General features: G+C 61.8%; 14 protein-coding genes. 6 read left to right on the top strand and 8 right to left on the bottom strand.

Features of this window, described 5'->3' with window-relative positions; all coding sequences use genetic code 11:
• Positions 1-40 precede the first annotated feature (40 nt).
• The gene (locus AB4O22_RS19150) at positions 41-355 is read right to left on the bottom strand and encodes a hypothetical protein (RefSeq protein ID WP_003198925.1); all 315 of its coding nucleotides are present in this window, start codon (positions 353-355) and stop codon (positions 41-43) included.
• A 50-nt stretch (positions 356-405) separates the two neighbouring features.
• Between AB4O22_RS19150 and AB4O22_RS19155 the strand changes: the two genes are divergently transcribed.
• The 5 genes from AB4O22_RS19155 to aqpZ all read left to right on the top strand — a co-directional run bounded on the left by AB4O22_RS19155 (position 406) and on the right by aqpZ (position 5678).
• Entirely contained in the window at positions 406-1329 is a 924-nt protein-coding gene (locus AB4O22_RS19155; protein ID WP_003198924.1) for a LysR family transcriptional regulator, read from the top strand.
• Between the two features lie 14 nt (positions 1330-1343).
• The gene (locus AB4O22_RS19160; RefSeq protein ID WP_223470745.1) at positions 1344-2147 is read left to right on the top strand and encodes an alpha/beta fold hydrolase; all 804 of its coding nucleotides are present in this window, start codon (positions 1344-1346) and stop codon (positions 2145-2147) included.
• A gap of 4 nt (positions 2148-2151) precedes the next feature.
• Entirely contained in the window at positions 2152-2715 is a 564-nt protein-coding gene (locus tag AB4O22_RS19165) for a peptidylprolyl isomerase A (protein WP_003198920.1), read from the top strand.
• An 83-nt stretch (positions 2716-2798) separates the two neighbouring features.
• Complete coding sequence (locus tag AB4O22_RS19170) at positions 2799-4631, top strand: ABC transporter ATP-binding protein (RefSeq protein ID WP_460106008.1); 1833 nt, start codon at positions 2799-2801, stop codon at positions 4629-4631.
• Between the two features lie 357 nt (positions 4632-4988).
• The gene (gene aqpZ, locus AB4O22_RS19175) at positions 4989-5678 is read left to right on the top strand and encodes an aquaporin Z (protein ID WP_028236988.1); all 690 of its coding nucleotides are present in this window, start codon (positions 4989-4991) and stop codon (positions 5676-5678) included.
• Between the two features lie 16 nt (positions 5679-5694).
• Here aqpZ and AB4O22_RS19180 read toward each other — a convergent pair whose 3' ends face one another.
• From AB4O22_RS19180 to aceK, 7 genes are all read right to left on the bottom strand, one after another.
• Positions 5695-6819, bottom strand: coding sequence for a GNAT family N-acetyltransferase (locus AB4O22_RS19180; protein ID WP_003198914.1), 1125 nt, complete (start codon positions 6817-6819; stop codon positions 5695-5697).
• 142 nt (positions 6820-6961) lie between these two features.
• Positions 6962-8272: an OprO/OprP family phosphate-selective porin gene (locus tag AB4O22_RS19185; RefSeq protein ID WP_003198912.1), complete on the bottom strand. Its 1311-nt coding sequence runs from the start codon at positions 8270-8272 to the stop codon at positions 6962-6964.
• Between the two features lie 223 nt (positions 8273-8495).
• Positions 8496-8732: an anti-sigma factor family protein gene (locus AB4O22_RS19190; protein WP_003198910.1), complete on the bottom strand. Its 237-nt coding sequence runs from the start codon at positions 8730-8732 to the stop codon at positions 8496-8498.
• On the bottom strand, positions 8726-9337 hold the full coding sequence (locus tag AB4O22_RS19195) for an RNA polymerase sigma factor (protein WP_460096966.1): 612 nt from the start codon (positions 9335-9337) through the stop codon (positions 8726-8728). The genes AB4O22_RS19190 and AB4O22_RS19195 overlap by 7 nt, the downstream gene beginning before the upstream one ends.
• 173 nt (positions 9338-9510) lie before the next feature.
• Positions 9511-10632, bottom strand: a complete 1122-nt coding sequence (locus tag AB4O22_RS19200) for a beta-ketoacyl-ACP synthase III (protein WP_460096967.1) — start codon at positions 10630-10632, stop codon at positions 9511-9513.
• A gap of 338 nt (positions 10633-10970) precedes the next feature.
• Positions 10971-14882 carry an ATP-dependent RNA helicase HrpA gene (hrpA, locus tag AB4O22_RS19205; protein WP_460096968.1) on the bottom strand — a complete coding sequence of 1304 codons (3912 nt, stop codon included), beginning with the start codon at positions 14880-14882 and terminating at the stop codon, positions 10971-10973.
• A gap of 233 nt (positions 14883-15115) precedes the next feature.
• Positions 15116-16837 (bottom strand): bifunctional isocitrate dehydrogenase kinase/phosphatase, encoded by a 1722-nt coding sequence (aceK, locus tag AB4O22_RS19210; protein ID WP_114731094.1) that lies wholly within the window; start codon positions 16835-16837, stop codon positions 15116-15118.
• A gap of 130 nt (positions 16838-16967) precedes the next feature.
• Here aceK and AB4O22_RS19215 point away from each other — a divergent pair, with 130 nt between their 5' ends.
• Complete coding sequence (locus AB4O22_RS19215; protein WP_460096969.1) at positions 16968-17876, top strand: DMT family transporter; 909 nt, start codon at positions 16968-16970, stop codon at positions 17874-17876.
• Positions 17877-17916 lie beyond the last annotated feature (40 nt).

A 17916-nucleotide genomic window follows, 5' to 3' on the forward strand; every position in this document is an offset into this window, starting at 1 on the left:
TATAAGCGGAGCAAGCAATATTGCCTGCCCCACTGCAGGGCTATTTCGGCTGACAGGTCAGCTTGATGCGCAGCTTGATGATGTTGCGGTTGAACTTGGCCGTGGCGTTCTTGAACTTGCCGGCGGCGACTTCGATCTTGCGGGTGCGAGGTGCTTCAGGGCCATTGCTGAAGACCACGGTACAAGCCGCGTCGGTGCTGCCGTAGTTGTTGACCTGGATGGAACCGATATCGGCATCGGTGTCATAGGCGTTGTAGTCGATGCTCAGGCCGTTGAGGTGTTTTTCCACATCGATCGGGTAGGCAAACGCAGTCAGTGGCAGCAAGGCCAGCACCACACAACAGATTTTCTTCATTCGGCAGTCTCCACCAAGGGACTGCCAGCTTAGGACAAGAGGAGCTCGATATGAAAGCGCCCCGCGTGACCCTTGATCAATGGCGCACCTTGCAGGCCGTGGTCGACCACGGTGGCTTCGCCCAGGCCGCTGAAGTGCTGCATCGCTCCCAGTCGTCAGTGAGCTACACCGTGGCCCGCATGCAGGATCAGCTCGGCGTACCGTTGCTGCGCATCGATGGTCGCAAGGCCGTGCTGACCGAGGCCGGCGGCGTACTGCTGCGCCGTTCCCGGCAACTGGTGAAACAGGCCAGCCAACTGGAAGACCTGGCCCACCACATGGAGCAAGGCTGGGAAGCGGAAGTGCGCCTGGTGGTCGACGCGGCCTACCCCAACGCCCGCCTCGTTCGCGCCTTGACGGCGTTCATGCCACAAAGCCGTGGCTGCCGGGTGCGGCTGCGCGAAGAAGTGTTGTCGGGTGTCGAAGAAGTGCTGCTCGAAGGCGTGGCCGACCTGGCCATCAGCAGCTTCAGCATTCCTGGCTATCTGGGGGCAGAATTGAGCGACGTTGAATTCGTCGCGGTGGCCCATCCCGAACACGCCCTGCATCGCCTCAACCGCGAGCTGACGTTCCAGGATCTGGAGAGCCAGTTGCAAGTGGTGATCCGCGACTCCGGACGCCAGCAACCTCGCGACGTGGGTTGGCTCGGCGCCGAGCAGCGCTGGACCGTCGGCAGCCTGGCCACCGCCGCGACCTTCGTAGGCAGCGGCCTGGGCTTCGCCTGGCTGCCCCGGCACATGATTGAGCGGGAACTCAAGGAAGGCACGCTTAAACAGCTACCCTTGGATCAGGGCGGCAGCCGCAACCCGAGCTTCTATCTGTATTCGAACAAGGAAAAACCCCTGGGCCCGGCCACGCAGATCCTGATCGAATTGCTGCGCACCTTCGACACCGCGCCACTGGATGCGCCGTTCGCAGCCCCTGAACAAGCCTGACAAGGAGTTCACCGATGGCCTATTTCGAGCACGAAGGTTGCAACCTGCACTACGAGGAATACGGCCACGGCACGCCCTTGGTATTGGTCCACGGGCTGGGTTCCAGTACCCAGGATTGGGAAAAACAGATCCCGGTGCTGTCCACCCACTATCACCTGATCGTGGTGGATGTGCGCGGCCACGGTCGCTCCGACAAGCCGCGCGGGCGCTACAGCATCGAAGGTTTCAGCGCCGACCTGAGCGCCCTGATCGAACACCTGGGCCTGGGCCCGGTGCATCTGGTGGGCTGGTCCATGGGCGGCATGATCTGTTTTCAACTGGCAGTGGATGACCCCGGACGGCTCAAGAGCCTGTGCATCGTCAACAGCGCGCCCGAAGTCAAAGTCCGCACGCCCGACGATTGCTGGCAATGGTTCAAGCGCTGGAGCCTGATGCGCCTGCTCAGCCTGGAAACCATCGGCAAGGCCCTCGGCGCCAAGTTGTTCCCCAAGCCCGAACAAACCGAGTTACGCCTGGAAATGGCCCGGCGCTGGGCAAAGAACGACAAACGTGCTTATCTCGCCAGCTTCGATGCGATCGTAGGCTGGGGCGTTCAGGAACGACTTTCGCAGGTTGCCTGTCCAACCCTCGTCATCTGCGCCGACCACGACTACACCCCGGTGGCGCTGAAAGAAGCCTATGTAAAACTGCTGCCCGACGCACGGCTGGTGGTCATCGCCGATTCACGGCACGCTACCCCGCTGGATCAATCCGAACGCTTCAACCAAACCCTGCTCGACTTTTTGACCGCAACCGATTCCACCACTCAGGATCACTGACCCCATGCTGAAAAAAATCGCCCTTGCCGCCGGCACCGTACTGTTTGCCGCCAACCTGATGGCTGCGACACCCGCCAAGGCACCGCATGTATTACTGGACACCACCAACGGCCAGATCGAAATCGAACTGGACCCGGTCAAGGCCCCCATCAGTACCAAGAACTTCCTTGAGTACGTAGACAGCGGCTTCTACAACAACACGATTTTTCACCGCGTGATCCCGGGCTTCATGGCCCAGGGCGGCGGCTTTACCCAACAGATGCAGCAAAAAGACACCAAGGCACCGATCAAGAACGAAGCCAGCAATGGCCTGCACAACGTTCGCGGCACCTTGTCGATGGCGCGCACCTCCAACCCGGACTCGGCCACCAGCCAGTTCTTCATCAACGTGGCCGACAACGCGTTCCTCGACCCGGGCCGTGACGCCGGTTACGCGGTGTTCGCCAAAGTGGTCAAGGGCATGGACGTAGTGGACATCATCGTCAACTCCCAGACCACGACCAAACAAGGCATGCAAAACGTGCCGATCGACCCTGTGCTCATCAAGTCGGCCAAGCGCGTCGACTGAAGAGGCACACGGCAAGCCTGGGTGGCGCGGTGATCCCCCGCCGCCCATAGCAAAAAGGAGAGCCCTTGCCAGGGCATTGACTGATGGTTTATCGCCGTTTCGAAACACTGATCGATATCTTCCGCGACGCCCCGACCTCGGCCCCACCGAACCGCGTCCTGCCCTTCTACACCTATTACCTGAAACAGGTCTGGCCCAGCTTCGCCGTACTGCTGGTGGTCGGCCTGATCGGCGCCCTGATCGAAGTGGCGCTGTTCAGCTACCTGAGCCGCATCATCGACCTGACCCAGGGCACGCCCAATGTGGACTTCTTCAAGGTCCATGGCCTGGAGCTGGCCTGGATGGCCGTGGTGGCGCTGATCTTCCGGCCGATCTTCGTGGCCCTGCATGACCTGCTCGTGCACCAGACCCTGAGCCCCAGCATGACCAGCCTGATTCGCTGGCAGAACCACAGCTACGTGCTCAAGCAGAGCCTGAATTTCTTCCAGAACGACTTCGCCGGGCGCATCGCCCAGCGCATCATGCAGACCGGCAACTCCCTGCGTGACTCGGCGGTTCAGGCCGTGGATGCCCTGTGGCACGTGCTGATCTACGCCGTCAGTTCCCTGGTGCTGTTCGCCGAAGCCGACTGGCGCCTGATGATCCCGCTGCTGATGTGGATTGCCGCCTACATCGGCGCACTCTGCTATTTCGTGCCACGGGTCAAGGAGCGCTCGGTGGTGTCGTCCGATGCCCGCTCCAAACTGATGGGGCGGATCGTCGATGGCTACACCAACATCACCACCCTCAAGCTGTTCGCCCATACCAATTTCGAACAGCAATACGCCCGCGAAGCCATCCAGGAGCAGACCGAAAAAGCCCAGTTGGCTGGCCGGGTCGTGACCAGCATGGACCTGGTCATCACCAGCATGAACGGGCTGCTGATCGTCGGCACCACCGCGCTGGCATTGTGGCTCTGGACCCAGTCGCTGATCAGCGTCGGCGCCATCGCGTTGGCCACCGGGCTGGTGATACGCATCGTCAACATGTCCGGCTGGATCATGTGGGTCGTCACCGGCATCTTCGAAAACATCGGCATGGTCCAGGATGGTTTGCAGACCATCGCCCAGCCGGTCAGTGTCACCGACCGCGATCAGGCCAAGCCTCTGGCCGTGGCCCGGGGCGAGGTGCGTTTCGAGCACGTGGATTTCCACTATGGCAAGAAAAGTGGCGTGATCGGCGACCTCAACCTGACCATCAAGCCCGGCGAGAAAATCGGCCTGATCGGCCCGTCCGGCGCGGGTAAATCCACCTTGGTCAACCTGCTGCTGCGCCTCTATGACGTGCAAGGCGGGCGCATTCTCATCGATGGCCAGGACATCGCCGAAGTCGGCCAGGAAAGCCTGCGCGAACGCATCGGCATGATCACCCAGGACACGTCGCTGCTGCATCGTTCGATTCGCGAGAACCTGCTCTACGGCAAACCCGACGCCACCGATGCGCAACTCTGGGAAGCCGTGCGCAAGGCCCGGGCCGATGAGTTCATCCCACTGCTGTCGGACGCCGGAGGCCGCACCGGCTTCGATGCCCATGTGGGTGAGCGCGGCGTGAAACTGTCCGGCGGCCAGCGCCAGCGCATCGCTATCGCGCGGGTACTGCTCAAGGACGCGCCGATCCTGATCATGGACGAAGCGACGTCAGCGCTGGACTCGGAAGTCGAGGCGGCGATCCAGGAAAGCCTCGAGACCTTGATGCAAGGCAAGACCGTGATCGCCATCGCCCACCGCCTCTCCACCATCGCCCGGATGGACCGATTGGTGGTGCTGGAGAATGGCCGCATCGCCGAAACCGGCAGCCATGCCGAACTGCTGGCCCATGGCGGGTTGTATGCCCGATTGTGGCAGCATCAGACCGGGGGGTTTGTGGGGATCGACTGAGCTTCTACAGACAGGTGGTGTGGGATCGTGTGGGAGCAAGACTTGCCCGCGATGAAGATAACGCGGTCTCCCGGATGGCCCGAGGCGCCTGCATCGCGAGCAAGCTTTGCTCCCACAGCCCAGTGTCCGAGCGCCATTCTGAAAAATTCTGTCCAGGATCCATTTAGCCCGCACCGCAACGACATACTCCCCCCTCGACCACGGCCAAAACCGCCACCGTCCATGACGCTGGCGGTTTTTTTGTCGCTGGATTTGTTGCAGCACTCTGCTGTACTCAGCCCAGGTTCTGGAGATGAACCTGTCGTAATACTGCTGGATGCATAACCGATTATCACGACTGTTTTATCAAGGAAGCTTATGTCTTTACTCAAACGTTCAACGACTGAGTTGTTGGGTACGTTCTGGCTGGTATTGGGCGGCTGCGGCAGCGCGGTATTGGCCGCCTCCGGGATTGGCGTGCTGGGGGTTGCCCTGGCGTTCGGCCTGACGGTGTTGACCATGGCATTCGCCATCGGGCATATCTCGGGTTGCCACCTGAACCCGGCGGTGTCGGTGGGCTTGTACGTGGGCGGGCGGTTTCCGGCCAGGGAGTTGCCTGCCTACATCGTTGCCCAAGTCATAGGGGGTGTACTGGCCGCCGCATTGATCTACTTCATCGCCAGCGGCAAGGAAGGCTTTGACCTGGCCGCGTCCGGCCTGGCAGCGAACGGTTATGGCGAGCATTCGCCGGGTGGGTATTCGATGGCGACCGGTTTTGTCACCGAGCTGGTCATGACGGCAATGTTCATCCTGATCATCCTCGGCGCCACCGATAAACGTGCGCCCGCCGGGCTGGCACCGATTGCCATCGGCCTGGCCCTGACGCTCATTCACCTGATCTCGATTCCGGTCACCAACACGTCCGTCAACCCGGCCCGCAGTACCGGTCCGGCGCTGATTGTCGGTGGCTGGGCCATCGAGCAACTGTGGCTGTTCTGGGTAGCGCCGCTGCTGGGTGCCGTCATCGGCGGTGTCTCGTACCGCTGGCTGGGCCAGGAAAACCGCTGAGTCACACCCGCGAAAATCAGCACTGCCGATAAGGCAGTGCTGTTTTCGCCTCTTCGGCATACGCCAGCACACCCTCCTGTTCCCGGGCGAGAAAATCTTCGACCGCCGCTTTCAAACCAGGGTGGCGCAGGTAATGCCATGAGCGGGTAATCACCGGCTCGAACCCGCGAATCAATTTGTGCTCACCCTGGGCACCGGCGTCAAAACGCTGCAAGCCATGGGCAATCGCGTAGTCCATGCCTTGATAGAAACAGGTCTCGAAGTGCAGGCGGTCGAACTCCGCCAGGCAGCCCCAATAACGTCCGTAGAAACTGTCGCCACCCACCAGGCTGAACGCCATCGCCACCGGCCGCGAACCTTGCTTGGCCAGCACCACGCGAATGGCCTCGGGCATGCGTTCGGCCAGCAGGCTGAAAAACGCTCGGGTCAAGTAAGGCGCCTGCCGTCGTATCGCGTAGGTGTTGGCGTAACAGGCGTAGACAAAATCCCACTGCGCCTCGTCCAACTGATGACCTTCGAGCCATTCGAACGCGATGCCCTGCCCCGCCACTTGCTCACGCTCCTTGCGCATCTGCTTGCGCTTGCGGGAACTGAGCGCATCGAGAAAATCCTGGAAGTCGCGATAACCGCGATTCTGCCAGTGATACTGGCAGCCGATCCGCTGCAGCCAGCCTTCTTGCCCGGCAAGCGCCGCGTCGGTGAAGGCATCGGTGAAGTTGATGTGGGCACTGGAAAGCCCTTCGATCTCCAGGTACCCCGGCAAGCTGCCCAGCAGCTCCAGACCATCTTCCCCGCGCGCCGCCAGCAACCGCGGGCCACTGACCGGGCTGAACGGCACCGCCGTCAACAGCTTGGGGTAATAGTCGATGCCAGCGCGGGCGCAAGCGTCGGCCCAGGCGTGGTCGAACACGTATTCGCCGTAGGAATGCCACTTGCGGTAACTGGGCAAGGCCGCCAGCAGATGACCGTCTTCAATGTGCAGCAAATGCTCGGCTTGCCAACCGGATTGCGGGCCCAGGCTGGCACTGTCTTCCAGGGTGCTCAGGAAGGCGTGGCGCAGGAACGGTTGATTGGCGGGCACCAGCGCGTCCCACTCGGGCGGCGCGATGGCGGACAGGCTGTCCAAGACGTGAAGCGGCATGCGATTCCTCGATAGCCAGACGACGGATGGAGCGAGTATCGCCGATCCTGACCGGGCGCACATAAAAAAACCCCGCCAGAGGCGGGGTTCAAAGGAGCGCTTTAACGGATGAAGTCAGAGCGGTGTATCAAGTCAACGCGATTTAGAACACGTACTGGGCACGCATCACAAAACCGTCGCCATCGTCGTCGCCATTGGCGTTGGTGACTTTGTCGGTCTTGGCCTTGATGTAGGCAGCGGAGATTTTCACCGCTTCGTTGGCGTACCAGTTCACGCCCAGGTTGTGCACCTTGGCTTCGGCATCGCCTACTTCACGAGTCGCCGAGGCAGTGGTGATGTTGTCGTCTTCGACGGTCATGCTGTCGAAGCGGTAGAACACTTCCCAGGCGCCGATGGATTTGTTCTGAGGCTTGATCGCGTCAAACTTGCCGACTTTATAGCCGCGGGATTCACCGGTGAGGGTGTAGGCACCCTGGACGTAGAAGCCGTGGCCTTTGATGTCTTCGAAGGCGGCGCTGTCAGCCTTGGTCTTGCGGGAGATGTACTCACCCTGGATCGACGCAGGACCCATGGCGAAAGCGGCTTCCAGGCCGAAGGCGGTGTCAGTGTCGTACGAACCGGCCGGCGAGTTGTTGGCGCCGCCCAGGACCGGACGGTTGCCGTTAGGGCCGGCGTCGTTGCCACCCAGGGTTTCAACGCCACGCATGCCCAGGCGGGAGCGGTAACGTGCGTCGAACGCGGTGTCCGAAACGTCACGCGAGGCCACGTTCAAACCGAAGTGCAGCACGTTGCCGGCTTCGTGCATCGGTGCGAATACAAAGCGACCGTTGACTTGCTTGACGCTGTCGCCGTCGGTGTCGTCGGTGTCCTTGCTGAACACGCCAGCCGAGGCATAGAACGAATCGGCGAAGGTGCTGGAAGCCTGGATGCCCAGGCCGTTCTGATGGCTGTTGGCCCAGTCGATCAGGTCGTAGGCGGCGTTACGCTCAGGTGCAGTCACCCACTTGGAGCTGGTGGCTTTTTCCAGGCCGAAATCGGGGTCAAAACGACCGACCTTGATCGAGACCGGCTTGAAGCCGTTATAGGCCAGGGACGCTTCGTCGAAGTAGCCGTTATCGGAGTCGCCACTGTTGTGGGACATGTCGTAGTTGATGGTGTAGGCCCAATCCGTGTACAGCACGCCGGACAGTTCCAGGAAGGCGCGACGGATGTAAGCGGCGTCGGCCGATTTACCGTTGTCGGTGTAGATACCATCGAACTGGCTGTAGTCAGCCTGCAGACGACCACCGAGCTTGAAGCTGAACTCTTTGTCAGTGGTAGCGACCTCAAGGCCGCCCTTGGTTTTGACTACGATATCGGCGCCATCGGTAGTGACGGTGCCGGCGAAAGCCTGGGCGGTTACTGCCATTGCCAGTGCGCTGGCGGCAACACCTGCGAAGTGCTTGCGGATCATCGAAGAATTCCCCTGTTGGTAGTCTATGCGTTAGAAAACACGCGGAACTGGGCCCGCTGGTGTTGGGAGGGGATCTTGGCGATGGGTTGTGTCAGGCGAGTTGCTATCACATAAAGATTTTATGACAGCGGAACTTTTTACTTCGAATGGGAATAACAAATCCAGCCATGGAGAACCTGTGGGAGCGAGCTTGCTCCCACAGGGGGTTGGTGTGTATCGCGGTTTAGCGGATGTTTCTGCGACGCTCGGCGGCGAGTTTCTCGGCGAGGTGATCCAGGTCGGGGATCGGCGGTTGCGGCAGTTTCCTGAGGGTCGCCTGCATCAGGCGCATCTGGCGGATAAAACGCCGGCAGTTGGGGCAGAACATCAGGTGATGACGCACCATCAGGCGTTCACGAAAACTTAACTGGCCGTCGAGATAATCGCTGGAGCGCGCCACTTGTTCCTTGCAGGTCAGCATTCGCCGGTTTCCTCGAAATGTTCAACGGTCGCGAAGACTTTCAGCCGGGCGCGATGCAACAGCACTCGCACATTGGAGAGCGAAATATCCAGAAGATTACAGATTTCTTCCAGCTCCAGCCCCTGGCGTTCCCGCAGGTTCAGCACGCTGCCTTGCAGTTCCGACAGGCTGAGCAATGTGTGCTCCAGGCAATCGCGTAATTCCTCCATCGTGAGCAGCGCCTCAGGCGTGTCCTGGTGCCAGGCGAACGGCGCCAGCAGCCAATGACCATCGGCGGCGAAACGATCATCGCCGAGGGTGCCATGGGGTGACGGCAGATCGTCGAGCAACACCTCCCGACGGTTCTGCTTGTAGCGCCCCTTGGCGGCGTTGGCGGTGATGGTCAACAGCCAGGTCTTGAGGCTGGAACGCCCCTGGAACCCACCGAGATTGCGCACCACCGACAGCCACGCGTCCTGCACCACTTCGTCGACATGGCGACTGCCGACGATGGCATAGGCCACAGCGCGCATCGGGCTCTGGTAGGCGCTGACCAGTTCCCTGTAGGCCTGCTGCTCACCGGCCAGGAGACGTTGGAGCAGGAGGCTGTCATCGGTGACCGTCATTCAATGCCCTATTGCTGGATAGATCGCGGTTGTGGCGGGGACTTATGTGGGAGCAAGGCTTGCCCGCGATGCAGGCGACGCGGTCCTCCATAAACCGAGTCGCCTGTTTCGCGAGCAAGCTTTGCTCCCACAAGGACTTGCCCCCACAAAAAAATCGACGCAGCAACAGTGGATCAACGCTTGCGCAAAATCACGCTGCCAATCGAATAACCGGCGCCGAACGAACTGAGCACGGCGACCGAGCCGCTGGGCAGGTCATCCTGGTATTTGTGGAACGCAATCACCGAACCGGCCGAACTGGTGTTGGCGTAGCGGTCGAGGATCACCGGTGCTTCCTCTTCGGTGGCTTCGCGTCCCAGCAGTTTGCGCACGATCAAGTGGTTCATGCTCAGGTTGGCCTGGTGCAGCCAGAAGCGCTTCACCTCGCCTACGTTCAGCTGGTTTTCTTCCAGGTGAGCGCCGATCAGCTCGGCCACCATCGGGCAGACGTCGCGGAACACCTTGCGGCCTTCCTGGACGAACAACTTGTCGCGGCTACCGGCGCCCTCTTGCGCGGCGCGGTTGAGGAAGCCGAAGTTGTTGCGGATGTTGTTGGAGAACTTGGTCAGCAGCTTGGTGCTGACCACGTCGAACTGGTACAGCGAAGTCGCCAGGTCCGCCCGCTCGATGATCACGGCGGTGGCCGCGTCGCCGAAGATGAAGTGGCTGTCGCGATCGCGGAAGTTCAGGTGACCGGTGCACACTTCCGGGTTGACCATCAGGATCGCCCGGGCCTGGCCCAGTTGCACGCTGTTGGCCGCTGCCTGGATGCCGAAAGTGGCCGAGGAACAGGCCACGTTCATGTCGAAACCGAAACCTTCGATACCCAGGGCTTCCTGGACCTCGATGGCGATGGCCGGATACGGGCGCTGCAGGTTGGAACAGGCGACGATCACCCCGTCGATGTCGGCGACGGTGCGGCCGGCGCGCTCCAGGGCCTGCTTCGCGGCACCGATGGCCATTTCGCACAGCACCGACCACTCGTCGTTGGAGCGCTCGGGCAAGCGTGGGGTCATGCGTTGTGGATCGAGAATACCGTCCTTGTCCATGACAAAGCGGCTCTTGATGCCGGAGGCCTTTTCGATGAACGCCGCGTTGGATTCGGTCAAGGCCTCGACTTCACCGCGCGCGATGGCGTCGGCGTTGTCGGCGTTGAATTGCGCGACATAGGTATTGAAAGATTGCACCAGCTCTTCGTTGGAGATGCTGTTGGCCGGGGTGTACAGGCCGGTGCCGCTGATGACGACGTTATGCATGGTCGTGTCTCTGATCTGTTCAGGCAGAAAGCATTGGCACCGACGTACCAATACACAAAGGGACTTTTCCCATCCGGGGAAGCAGCCCTGGCATCGCTTTATTCCGATCCGCCCGGGGCATTGAAGCTCAAAACCACGGGACCGGCATTTATAGCCGCGAAGTTTGCCATAAACGCTGGCGTTTGGCCCATTCTCCCTTCACTACAACACCATACCCTGTGGGAGCGAGCTTGCTCGCGATAGCGCTGGTTCAGCCAGCATTGATGTTGACTGATACACCGCTATCGCGAGCAAGCTCGCTCCCACAGGGGTTTCACAGGAGTTGACGGGTTTTGCCATCAACCCTCCACCTGCCCCCACTGCTTGCCCAGGCGCTTGTCCGAGATCGGCACCTTGGTCCCCAGTTGCTGGGCGAACAGCGACACCCGGTATTCCTCCAGCCACCAGCGGTACAGCTCCAGTTGCGGATCGCGCTTGCCTTCCTGGGCATGTTTGCTGGCGCGGGCCTGGTATTGAGCCCAGAGGTTCGACAGCTCGCCGCTCCAGACCCGGTCCTTCTGCACCTGGCTACCGAGCTTCTCGAAGCGTTGCTCGATGGCCTTGAGGTAGCGCGGCAGTTCCTTGAGCCATTGATGTGGGGTTTCGCGGACGAAGCCCGGGTACACCAGGTGGCTGAGTTGCTGCTTGATGTCGTTCAGCGCCACGGCCTGGGCCAGGTCGATCTTGCCCTTGAAGCGTTTTTGCAGGCCATGCCAGAGCTTGAGGATGTCCAGGGTCAGCTTCGCCAGGCGTTCGGCGTGCTCGGTCCAGCCGCCGCGCTTGCGCTCGGCCAGGGTGGCCAGCGCGGCGCCGTCACGGGGCAGGCTCGCTTCGCCTTCAAGCACACAACTGTCGAGGCTGGCGAGCAGGATGTCTTCCACCAGGCTGTCGATGCGGCCCAGGTCGCGGTACAGCAGGCCCAGCTCCGTCAGCCCCGGCAGCTTGCCGCGCAGGAACTTGGCCGACTCGGCCAATTGCTGCATCAACAAGCGCTGCAAGGCGCGGCGATGCTGGAACTCGGCTTCGGCCGGCGTCGGGAAACGCCCTTCCTTGACCACGCCGCCCTCTTCCACCAGCGCCGGGTAGACCGTCATCGACAGCCCGGCGATCTTCTGTTGGGTTTTCTCGGCCACCGGGGCGAAGACCTTCGCCTCCACCGGTGCCTGGCTTTTCGCCGTTTGCGGTACGGCCAGGGCGGCCTGGCTGGCTTCGGCAAAACGCGCCGTCAGCTCGGCCAGGTCACGACCCTCGCCGAGGAACTTGCCTTGGCCGTCGACGATTTCCAGGTTCATGCGCAGGTGGCTTTCCACCTGCTGGGCCGCTTCGGTCCAGGCTTCGTCACTGACCCGCGCCCCGGTCATGCGCAGCAGCTCACGGCCCAGGGACTGCGGCAAAGAGCCCTCGGCGAAGGTGATGCGCTGCAGCGCCGCCTTGACGAAATCCGGCACCGGCACGAAGTTCTTGCGCAAGGCCTTGGGCAGGTTGCGCACCAGGGCGATGCACTTGGCTTCGATCACCCCCGGCACCAGCCATTCCAGGCGTTCCGGCGGCAGCATCGGCAGCAGTGGCGCCGGCACTCGCAGGGTCACGCCATCGCGGGGATGGTTGGGCTCGAAGTGATAACTCAGCGGCAAGGTCAGGTCGCCGACGCGCAAGGTGTCCGGGTAATGCGCGGCGGTGACTTCACTGGCTTCGCGGGCCAGCACGTCTTCTTCGCGCATGATCAGCAGTTGCGGGTCTTTCTGGCTGTTGATCCGGTACCAGCTGTCGAACGTCGCGGTCTGGTGGATCTCGGCCGGCAAGCGCGCGTCGTAGAAGGCAAACAGGGTATCCTCGTCCGCCAGGATGTCGCGGCGACGGGCCTTGGCCTCCAGCTCGTCGAGTTGTTCCAGCAGTTTGGTATTGGCACTCAGGCACTTGGCCCTGGACTGGATCTCGCCGCGCACCAACGCCTCGCGGATGAACAGTTCACGGGAGACCACCGGGTCCACCGGCCCGTAATGCATTGGCCGGCGACCGACGACGATGAGCCCGAACAGGGTGATTTGCTCATAGGCCACCACCTGCCCGCGCTTCTTCTCCCAATGGGGTTCGAAGTGGTTTTTCTTGATCAGGTGCCCGGCCAGCGGTTCGATCCAGTCCGGTTCGATCTTGGCGACCATGCGCGCATACAGCTTGGTGGTTTCCACCAACTCGGCGGTCATCAGCCATTGCGGACGCTTCTTGCCCAGGCCCGACGAGGGGTGGACCCAGAACCGTCGCTGGCGAGCACCGAGGTAGTCGCCATCTTCGGTTTTCTGGCCGATCTGGCTCAACAGGCCCGAGAGCACCGCCTTGTGCAATTTCGGGAAGTCGGCCGGTTCTTTGTTGAGGCTCAGCTGCATGTCGCGGCAGATCAGGCTCAACTGCCGATGGGAATCACGCCACTCGCGCAGGCGCAGGTAATTGAGGAAGTTCTTGCGGCACCAGTTGCGCAGCGGGCTGGCGGTCAGGGCCTGGCGCTGCTCTTCGAAACCGCGCCACAGGTTGACCAGCCCGGCGAAGTCCGAATCCGCATCCTTCCACTGGGCGTGGGCCTGGTCCGCCGCCTGTTGGCGCTCCGGCGGACGCTCGCGCGGGTCCTGGATCGACATGGCGCTAGCGACGATCAGCACTTCCTGCAAACTGCCCAGCTTCGCCGCTTCCAACAGCATCCGGCCCATGCGCGGGTCCACCGGCAGGCGCGCCAACTGGCGACCGAGCGGGGTCAACTGGCTGTTGCGGTCCACCGCCGACAATTCTTGCAGCAGGTTGAAACCGTCACTGATGGCCTTGCCATCCGGCGGCTCGATGAACGGGAAATCGGTGATCTCGCCGAGACGCAGGTGCAGCATCTGCAGGATCACCGCCGCCAAGTTGGTGCGCAGGATTTCCGGGTCGGTGAATTCCGGCCGTCCAAGAAAATCTTCTTCGCTGTACAACCGCACGCAGATCCCCGGCTCGACCCGCCCGCAGCGGCCCTTGCGCTGGTTGGCGCTGGCCTGGGAAATGGCTTCGATGGGCAAGCGCTGGACCTTGGCCCGATAGCTGTAGCGGCTGATGCGCGCGGTGCCGCTGTCGATCACGTAGCGGATGCCCGGCACGGTCAGCGAGGTTTCGGCGACGTTGGTCGCCAGCACCACGCGACGGCCCGGATGGGACTGAAAGATCCGCTGCTGTTCAGCCGGCGACAGGCGCGCATACAGCGGCAGAATCTCGGTGTGCTTGAGCTGGGCCTTGCGCAGCATCTCCGCCGCGTCGCGAATTTCCCGCTCGCCCGGCAGGAACACCAGCACGTCCCCAGGGCTGCGCCGCTCGCTGCGCTCGTAGGCGGCGATTTCGTCGAGGGTGGCGAGGATTGCCTGGTCGACGGTCAAGTCGTCCTCGACCCGGTTGCCTTCCTCGTCCTGCTCCAGGGTCAGCGGGCGATACCAGGTTTCCACCGGGAAGGTGCGACCCGAGACTTCCACGATCGGCGCGTCATCGAAATGCTTGGAGAAACGCTCCAGGTCGATGGTCGCCGAGGTGATGATGACTTTCAGGTCCGGACGGCGTGGCAGCAGGGTCTTGAGGTAACCCAGCAGGAAGTCGATGTTCAGGCTGCGTTCGTGGGCTTCGTCGACGATGATCGTGTCGTAGCGCTCGAGGTAACGGTCATTCTGGGTCTCGGCCAGCAGGATGCCGTCGGTCATCAGCTTGATCAGGGTGTTGGCATCGCTCTGGTCCTCGAACCGCACCTGATAACCCACCAGCGCGCCCAACGGCGTGGCCAGTTCCTCGGCCACCCGGCTCGCCACACTGCGCGCGGCGATCCGCCGCGGCTGGGTGTGGCCGATCAAGCCATGCTGGCCACGACCGATTTCCAGGCAGATCTTCGGCAACTGCGTGGTTTTGCCCGAGCCGGTTTCGCCGGCAATGATCAGCACCTGGTGCTTGAGCAGCGCGTCCTTGATTTCGTCGCGCTTGGCGGCAATCGGCAAATTATCGTCGTAGCGAATCACCGGCAGGCTCGCCTTGCGCGCCAGCACCTGATCGCACGACGCCTGCATGCGCGTCACCCACTGGGCCAGCTTGGCCTCGTCGGGTTTCTTGCGCAGCTCGAGCAACTGGCGCCGCAACCGGTGACGGTCGGCGAGCATGGCGTGGTCGAGGTTTTTCAGCAGCTTGTCGATAGCAGGGGCTTGGTCAGTCATCAGGTACGCAAGGGTCGTCGGTTTGAGCAGGGGGCGATTGTCGCAGATTTGCGTACATGTGGGAGCAAGGCTTGCCCGCGATGAAGATGACGCGGTCTCCCGGGGGACCGAGGCGCCTGTATCGCGAGCAAGCTTTGCTCCCACAGGTGTTGGCTTGTTCCCACGCTCCGCGTGGGAATTCCTCAACGGACACTCTGCGTTCGGCCCTTTGGGACGCGGAGCGTCCCAAAGGGTTATTCGTTGTCCAGGTCCTTGCGCCGATACGGGAACACATCGATCACCTTCCCCGCCCGGATCGCCTCTTGCAGGCCTTTCCAATAGTCGGCGTTGTACAACTCGCCGTGCAACTGGTCGAACAGCTTGCGCTGCCCGGCGTCGGCGAACAGGAACGGCGGGAACTCTTCGGGGAAGACGTCCAGCGGGCCGATGGAATACCAGGGCTCGGAGGCCATTTCGTCTTCCGGTGTACGGGGTTGGGGGATGTGGCGGAAGTTGGCTTCGGTCAGGAAGCAGATTTCATCGTAGTCGTAGAACACCACGCGGCCGTGGCGGGTCACGCCGAAGTTCTTGAGCAGCATGTCGCCGGGGAAGATATTGGCCGCCGCCAGTTGCTTGATGGCCAGGCCATAGTCTTCCAGCGCCTCGCGCACCTGGTCCTGGTTGGCGTTTTCCAGGTACAGGTTCAGCGGCGTCATGCGCCGTTCGGTCCAGCAGTGACGAATCAGCACCGTGTCGCCTTCCACCGACACCGTGGACGGCGCCACGTCCAGCAGTTCCTCCAGGCACGCCGGCTCGAACTTGCTCAGGGGAAAACGAAAATCGGCGAATTCCTGGGTATCGGCCATGCGCCCGACCCGGTCGACGCTCTTCACCAGGCGGTACTTCTCGATCACCGTGGCCCGGTCGACGTTTTTCGACGGCGAGAAACGGTCCTTGATGATCTTGAACACCGTGTTGAAGCCCGGCAGGGTGAACACGCTCATGACCATGCCGCGCACACCCGGGGCCATGATGAACTGGTCGTCGGTGTTCGCCAGGTGGTTGATCAACGCTCGGTAGAACTCGGACTTGCCATGCTTGTAGAAACCGATGGAGGTGTACAACTCGGCGATGTGCTTGCCCGGCAGGATGCGCTTGAGAAAGCCGATGAATTCCGCCGGCACTGGCACGTCCACCATGAAGTACGAGCGGGTGAACGAGAAGATGATCGACACCTGCGCCTCGTCGGTAATCAGCGCATCGATCTGGATACCCCGGCCCTCGCGGTGCAACAGCGGAATCACCAACGGCCATTGGTCCTCACGGGTGTAGATCCGGCCCACCAGGTAGGCGCCCTTGTTGCGATAGAGCACTGAAGAAAACAACTCCACCGTCAGCTCAGGGTCCTTGCAGACCCAGTCCGGCAGGTTCTCGCGCAACTGCGCTTCGAGGCGCCGCAGGTCACCCGGCAAGTCGGCGTAGTCCTCGCTGAAACGGTAATCGGCGAACACGCTCGCCAGCATCCGATCCAACTGCCCCTGGGGTTTGTAGGTGCGGGTCTGGGCGGCACGGGCCCGACGCAGGCTGGGCCGGGTGGTATGGATGAACATGGTGCCGTCGCTGATCAGGTCGTGGCTGAACAACCCGCAGAAGATCGAGTTGTACCAGGTTTCCGACAGCTCATCGTCGAAGCGCAGGTCGATCAGGCTGATGTAGGCGCTCTTGACCAGCGGCCAGCAGCTCACGTCCATCAGGGTTTCGTCATCGAAGGCCTTGTGCAGCCTGGCAACGGTTTCGAAGACTTTTTCTTCATACAAGTTGATGCGCGCCGCCGAAGCCGCTTGCGCCTCCAGCCACAGTGCCTGCTCGAACCGGGCGCGGGCGCCGTCGGTGATCTGCCGGAAATGCTCACGATAATCGTCGAAGCCGTCGAGTATCGAACGGGCGATTTCGATGGCGGGCCATGGCTGCGGCATAGGGTAAACCTCGGCGGGTCATGCTTGTTATTGGCGACTGAGCTTAGAGGCCAATCACGCAGCAACGCAACCATTGCCATCGCTATTCAGGGCGGCGACACTTGCCGCCCAATCAAGGAAGGAATGACTCGTGAACCTCGTCGATATCCTGCGTTTACTGTCACTGGCCGCTATCTGGGGCGCCAGTTTCCTGTTCATGCGCATTATCGCCCCCGTCATTGGCACAATCCCCACTGCTTTTTTTCGCGTGTCCATCGCCTTCGTCGGGCTGTTGGTGATCCTGGCCCTGATGCGCGTCGACTGGAATTTTCGCGGCAAGCTCAAAGTCGTGATGGGGCTGGGCCTGATCAACTCGGGCATTCCGGCCACGTTCTATTCGTTGGCGGCCCAGGTGCTGCCGGCCGGTTACTCGGCGATCTTCAACGCCACCACGCCGTTGATGGGGGTGTTGATCGGCGGCTTGTTCTTCAGCGAAAAACTCACCCCAGCCAAGGTCAGCGGTGTCTGCCTGGGCCTGCTCGGCGTCGGCATCCTGACCCGCGCCGGCCCGGTAGCGTTCGACCTGCAACTGCTGATGGGCGCCCTTGCCTGCCTGCTGGCCACGACCTGCTACGGCTTTGCCGGTTTCCTCACCCGGCGCTGGCTCGATCAGCAAGGTGGCTTGGACAGCCGTCTCTCGGCCCTGGGCAGCATGTTCGGCGCCACGGTGTTCTTGCTGCCGCTGTTTGGCTACAGCGTCATCAGCCAACCACCGGCCAGCTGGGGTGGCTGGAGCGTCTGGTTGTCGCTGCTGGGGCTGGGTCTGGTGTGTACTGCGCTGGCGTACATCCTTTATTTCCGCCTGCTCAGTTCCATCGGCCCGGTCAAATCCATGACCGTGACCTTCCTGATTCCGCCGTTCGGCGTGCTGTGGGGGGCGTTGTTGCTGGATGAGCCGTTGGGGATGGCGCATCTGTATGGCGGGGTGTTGATTGCGGCGGCGTTGTGGTTGGTGCTCAAGCCCGCGGCTGTTAAACCGGCTGAAGCGTCTGCCCGGTAGTTCATCGGCGCGGCGCAAGATGCCATCGCGGGCAAGCCTT

Source organism: Pseudomonas sp. S3_B11 (assembly GCF_054667715.1).

Excerpts from the sequence above, each read along its gene's own strand:
- AB4O22_RS19150 (WP_003198925.1), bottom strand. The coding sequence starts at position 355 with ATGAAGAAAATCTGTTGTGTGGTGCTGGCCTTGCTGCCACTGACTGCG.
- AB4O22_RS19200 (WP_460096967.1), bottom strand. The coding sequence starts at position 10,632 with ATGCATAACGTCGTCATCAGCGGCACCGGCCTGTACACCCCGGCCAAC.
- aqpZ (WP_028236988.1), top strand. The coding sequence starts at position 4,989 with ATGTCTTTACTCAAACGTTCAACGACTGAGTTGTTGGGTACGTTCTGG.
- AB4O22_RS19180 (WP_003198914.1), bottom strand. The coding sequence starts at position 6,819 with ATGCCGCTTCACGTCTTGGACAGCCTGTCCGCCATCGCGCCGCCCGAG.
- AB4O22_RS19165 (WP_003198920.1), top strand. The coding sequence starts at position 2,152 with ATGCTGAAAAAAATCGCCCTTGCCGCCGGCACCGTACTGTTTGCCGCC.
- hrpA (WP_460096968.1), bottom strand. The coding sequence starts at position 14,882 with ATGACTGACCAAGCCCCTGCTATCGACAAGCTGCTGAAAAACCTCGAC.
- aceK (WP_114731094.1), bottom strand. The coding sequence starts at position 16,837 with ATGCCGCAGCCATGGCCCGCCATCGAAATCGCCCGTTCGATACTCGAC.
- AB4O22_RS19155 (WP_003198924.1), top strand. The coding sequence starts at position 406 with ATGAAAGCGCCCCGCGTGACCCTTGATCAATGGCGCACCTTGCAGGCC.
- AB4O22_RS19190 (WP_003198910.1), bottom strand. The coding sequence starts at position 8,732 with ATGCTGACCTGCAAGGAACAAGTGGCGCGCTCCAGCGATTATCTCGAC.
- AB4O22_RS19185 (WP_003198912.1), bottom strand. The coding sequence starts at position 8,272 with ATGATCCGCAAGCACTTCGCAGGTGTTGCCGCCAGCGCACTGGCAATG.
- AB4O22_RS19160 (WP_223470745.1), top strand. The coding sequence starts at position 1,344 with ATGGCCTATTTCGAGCACGAAGGTTGCAACCTGCACTACGAGGAATAC.
- AB4O22_RS19195 (WP_460096966.1), bottom strand. The coding sequence starts at position 9,337 with ATGACGGTCACCGATGACAGCCTCCTGCTCCAACGTCTCCTGGCCGGT.
- AB4O22_RS19170 (WP_460106008.1), top strand. The coding sequence starts at position 2,799 with ATGGTTTATCGCCGTTTCGAAACACTGATCGATATCTTCCGCGACGCC.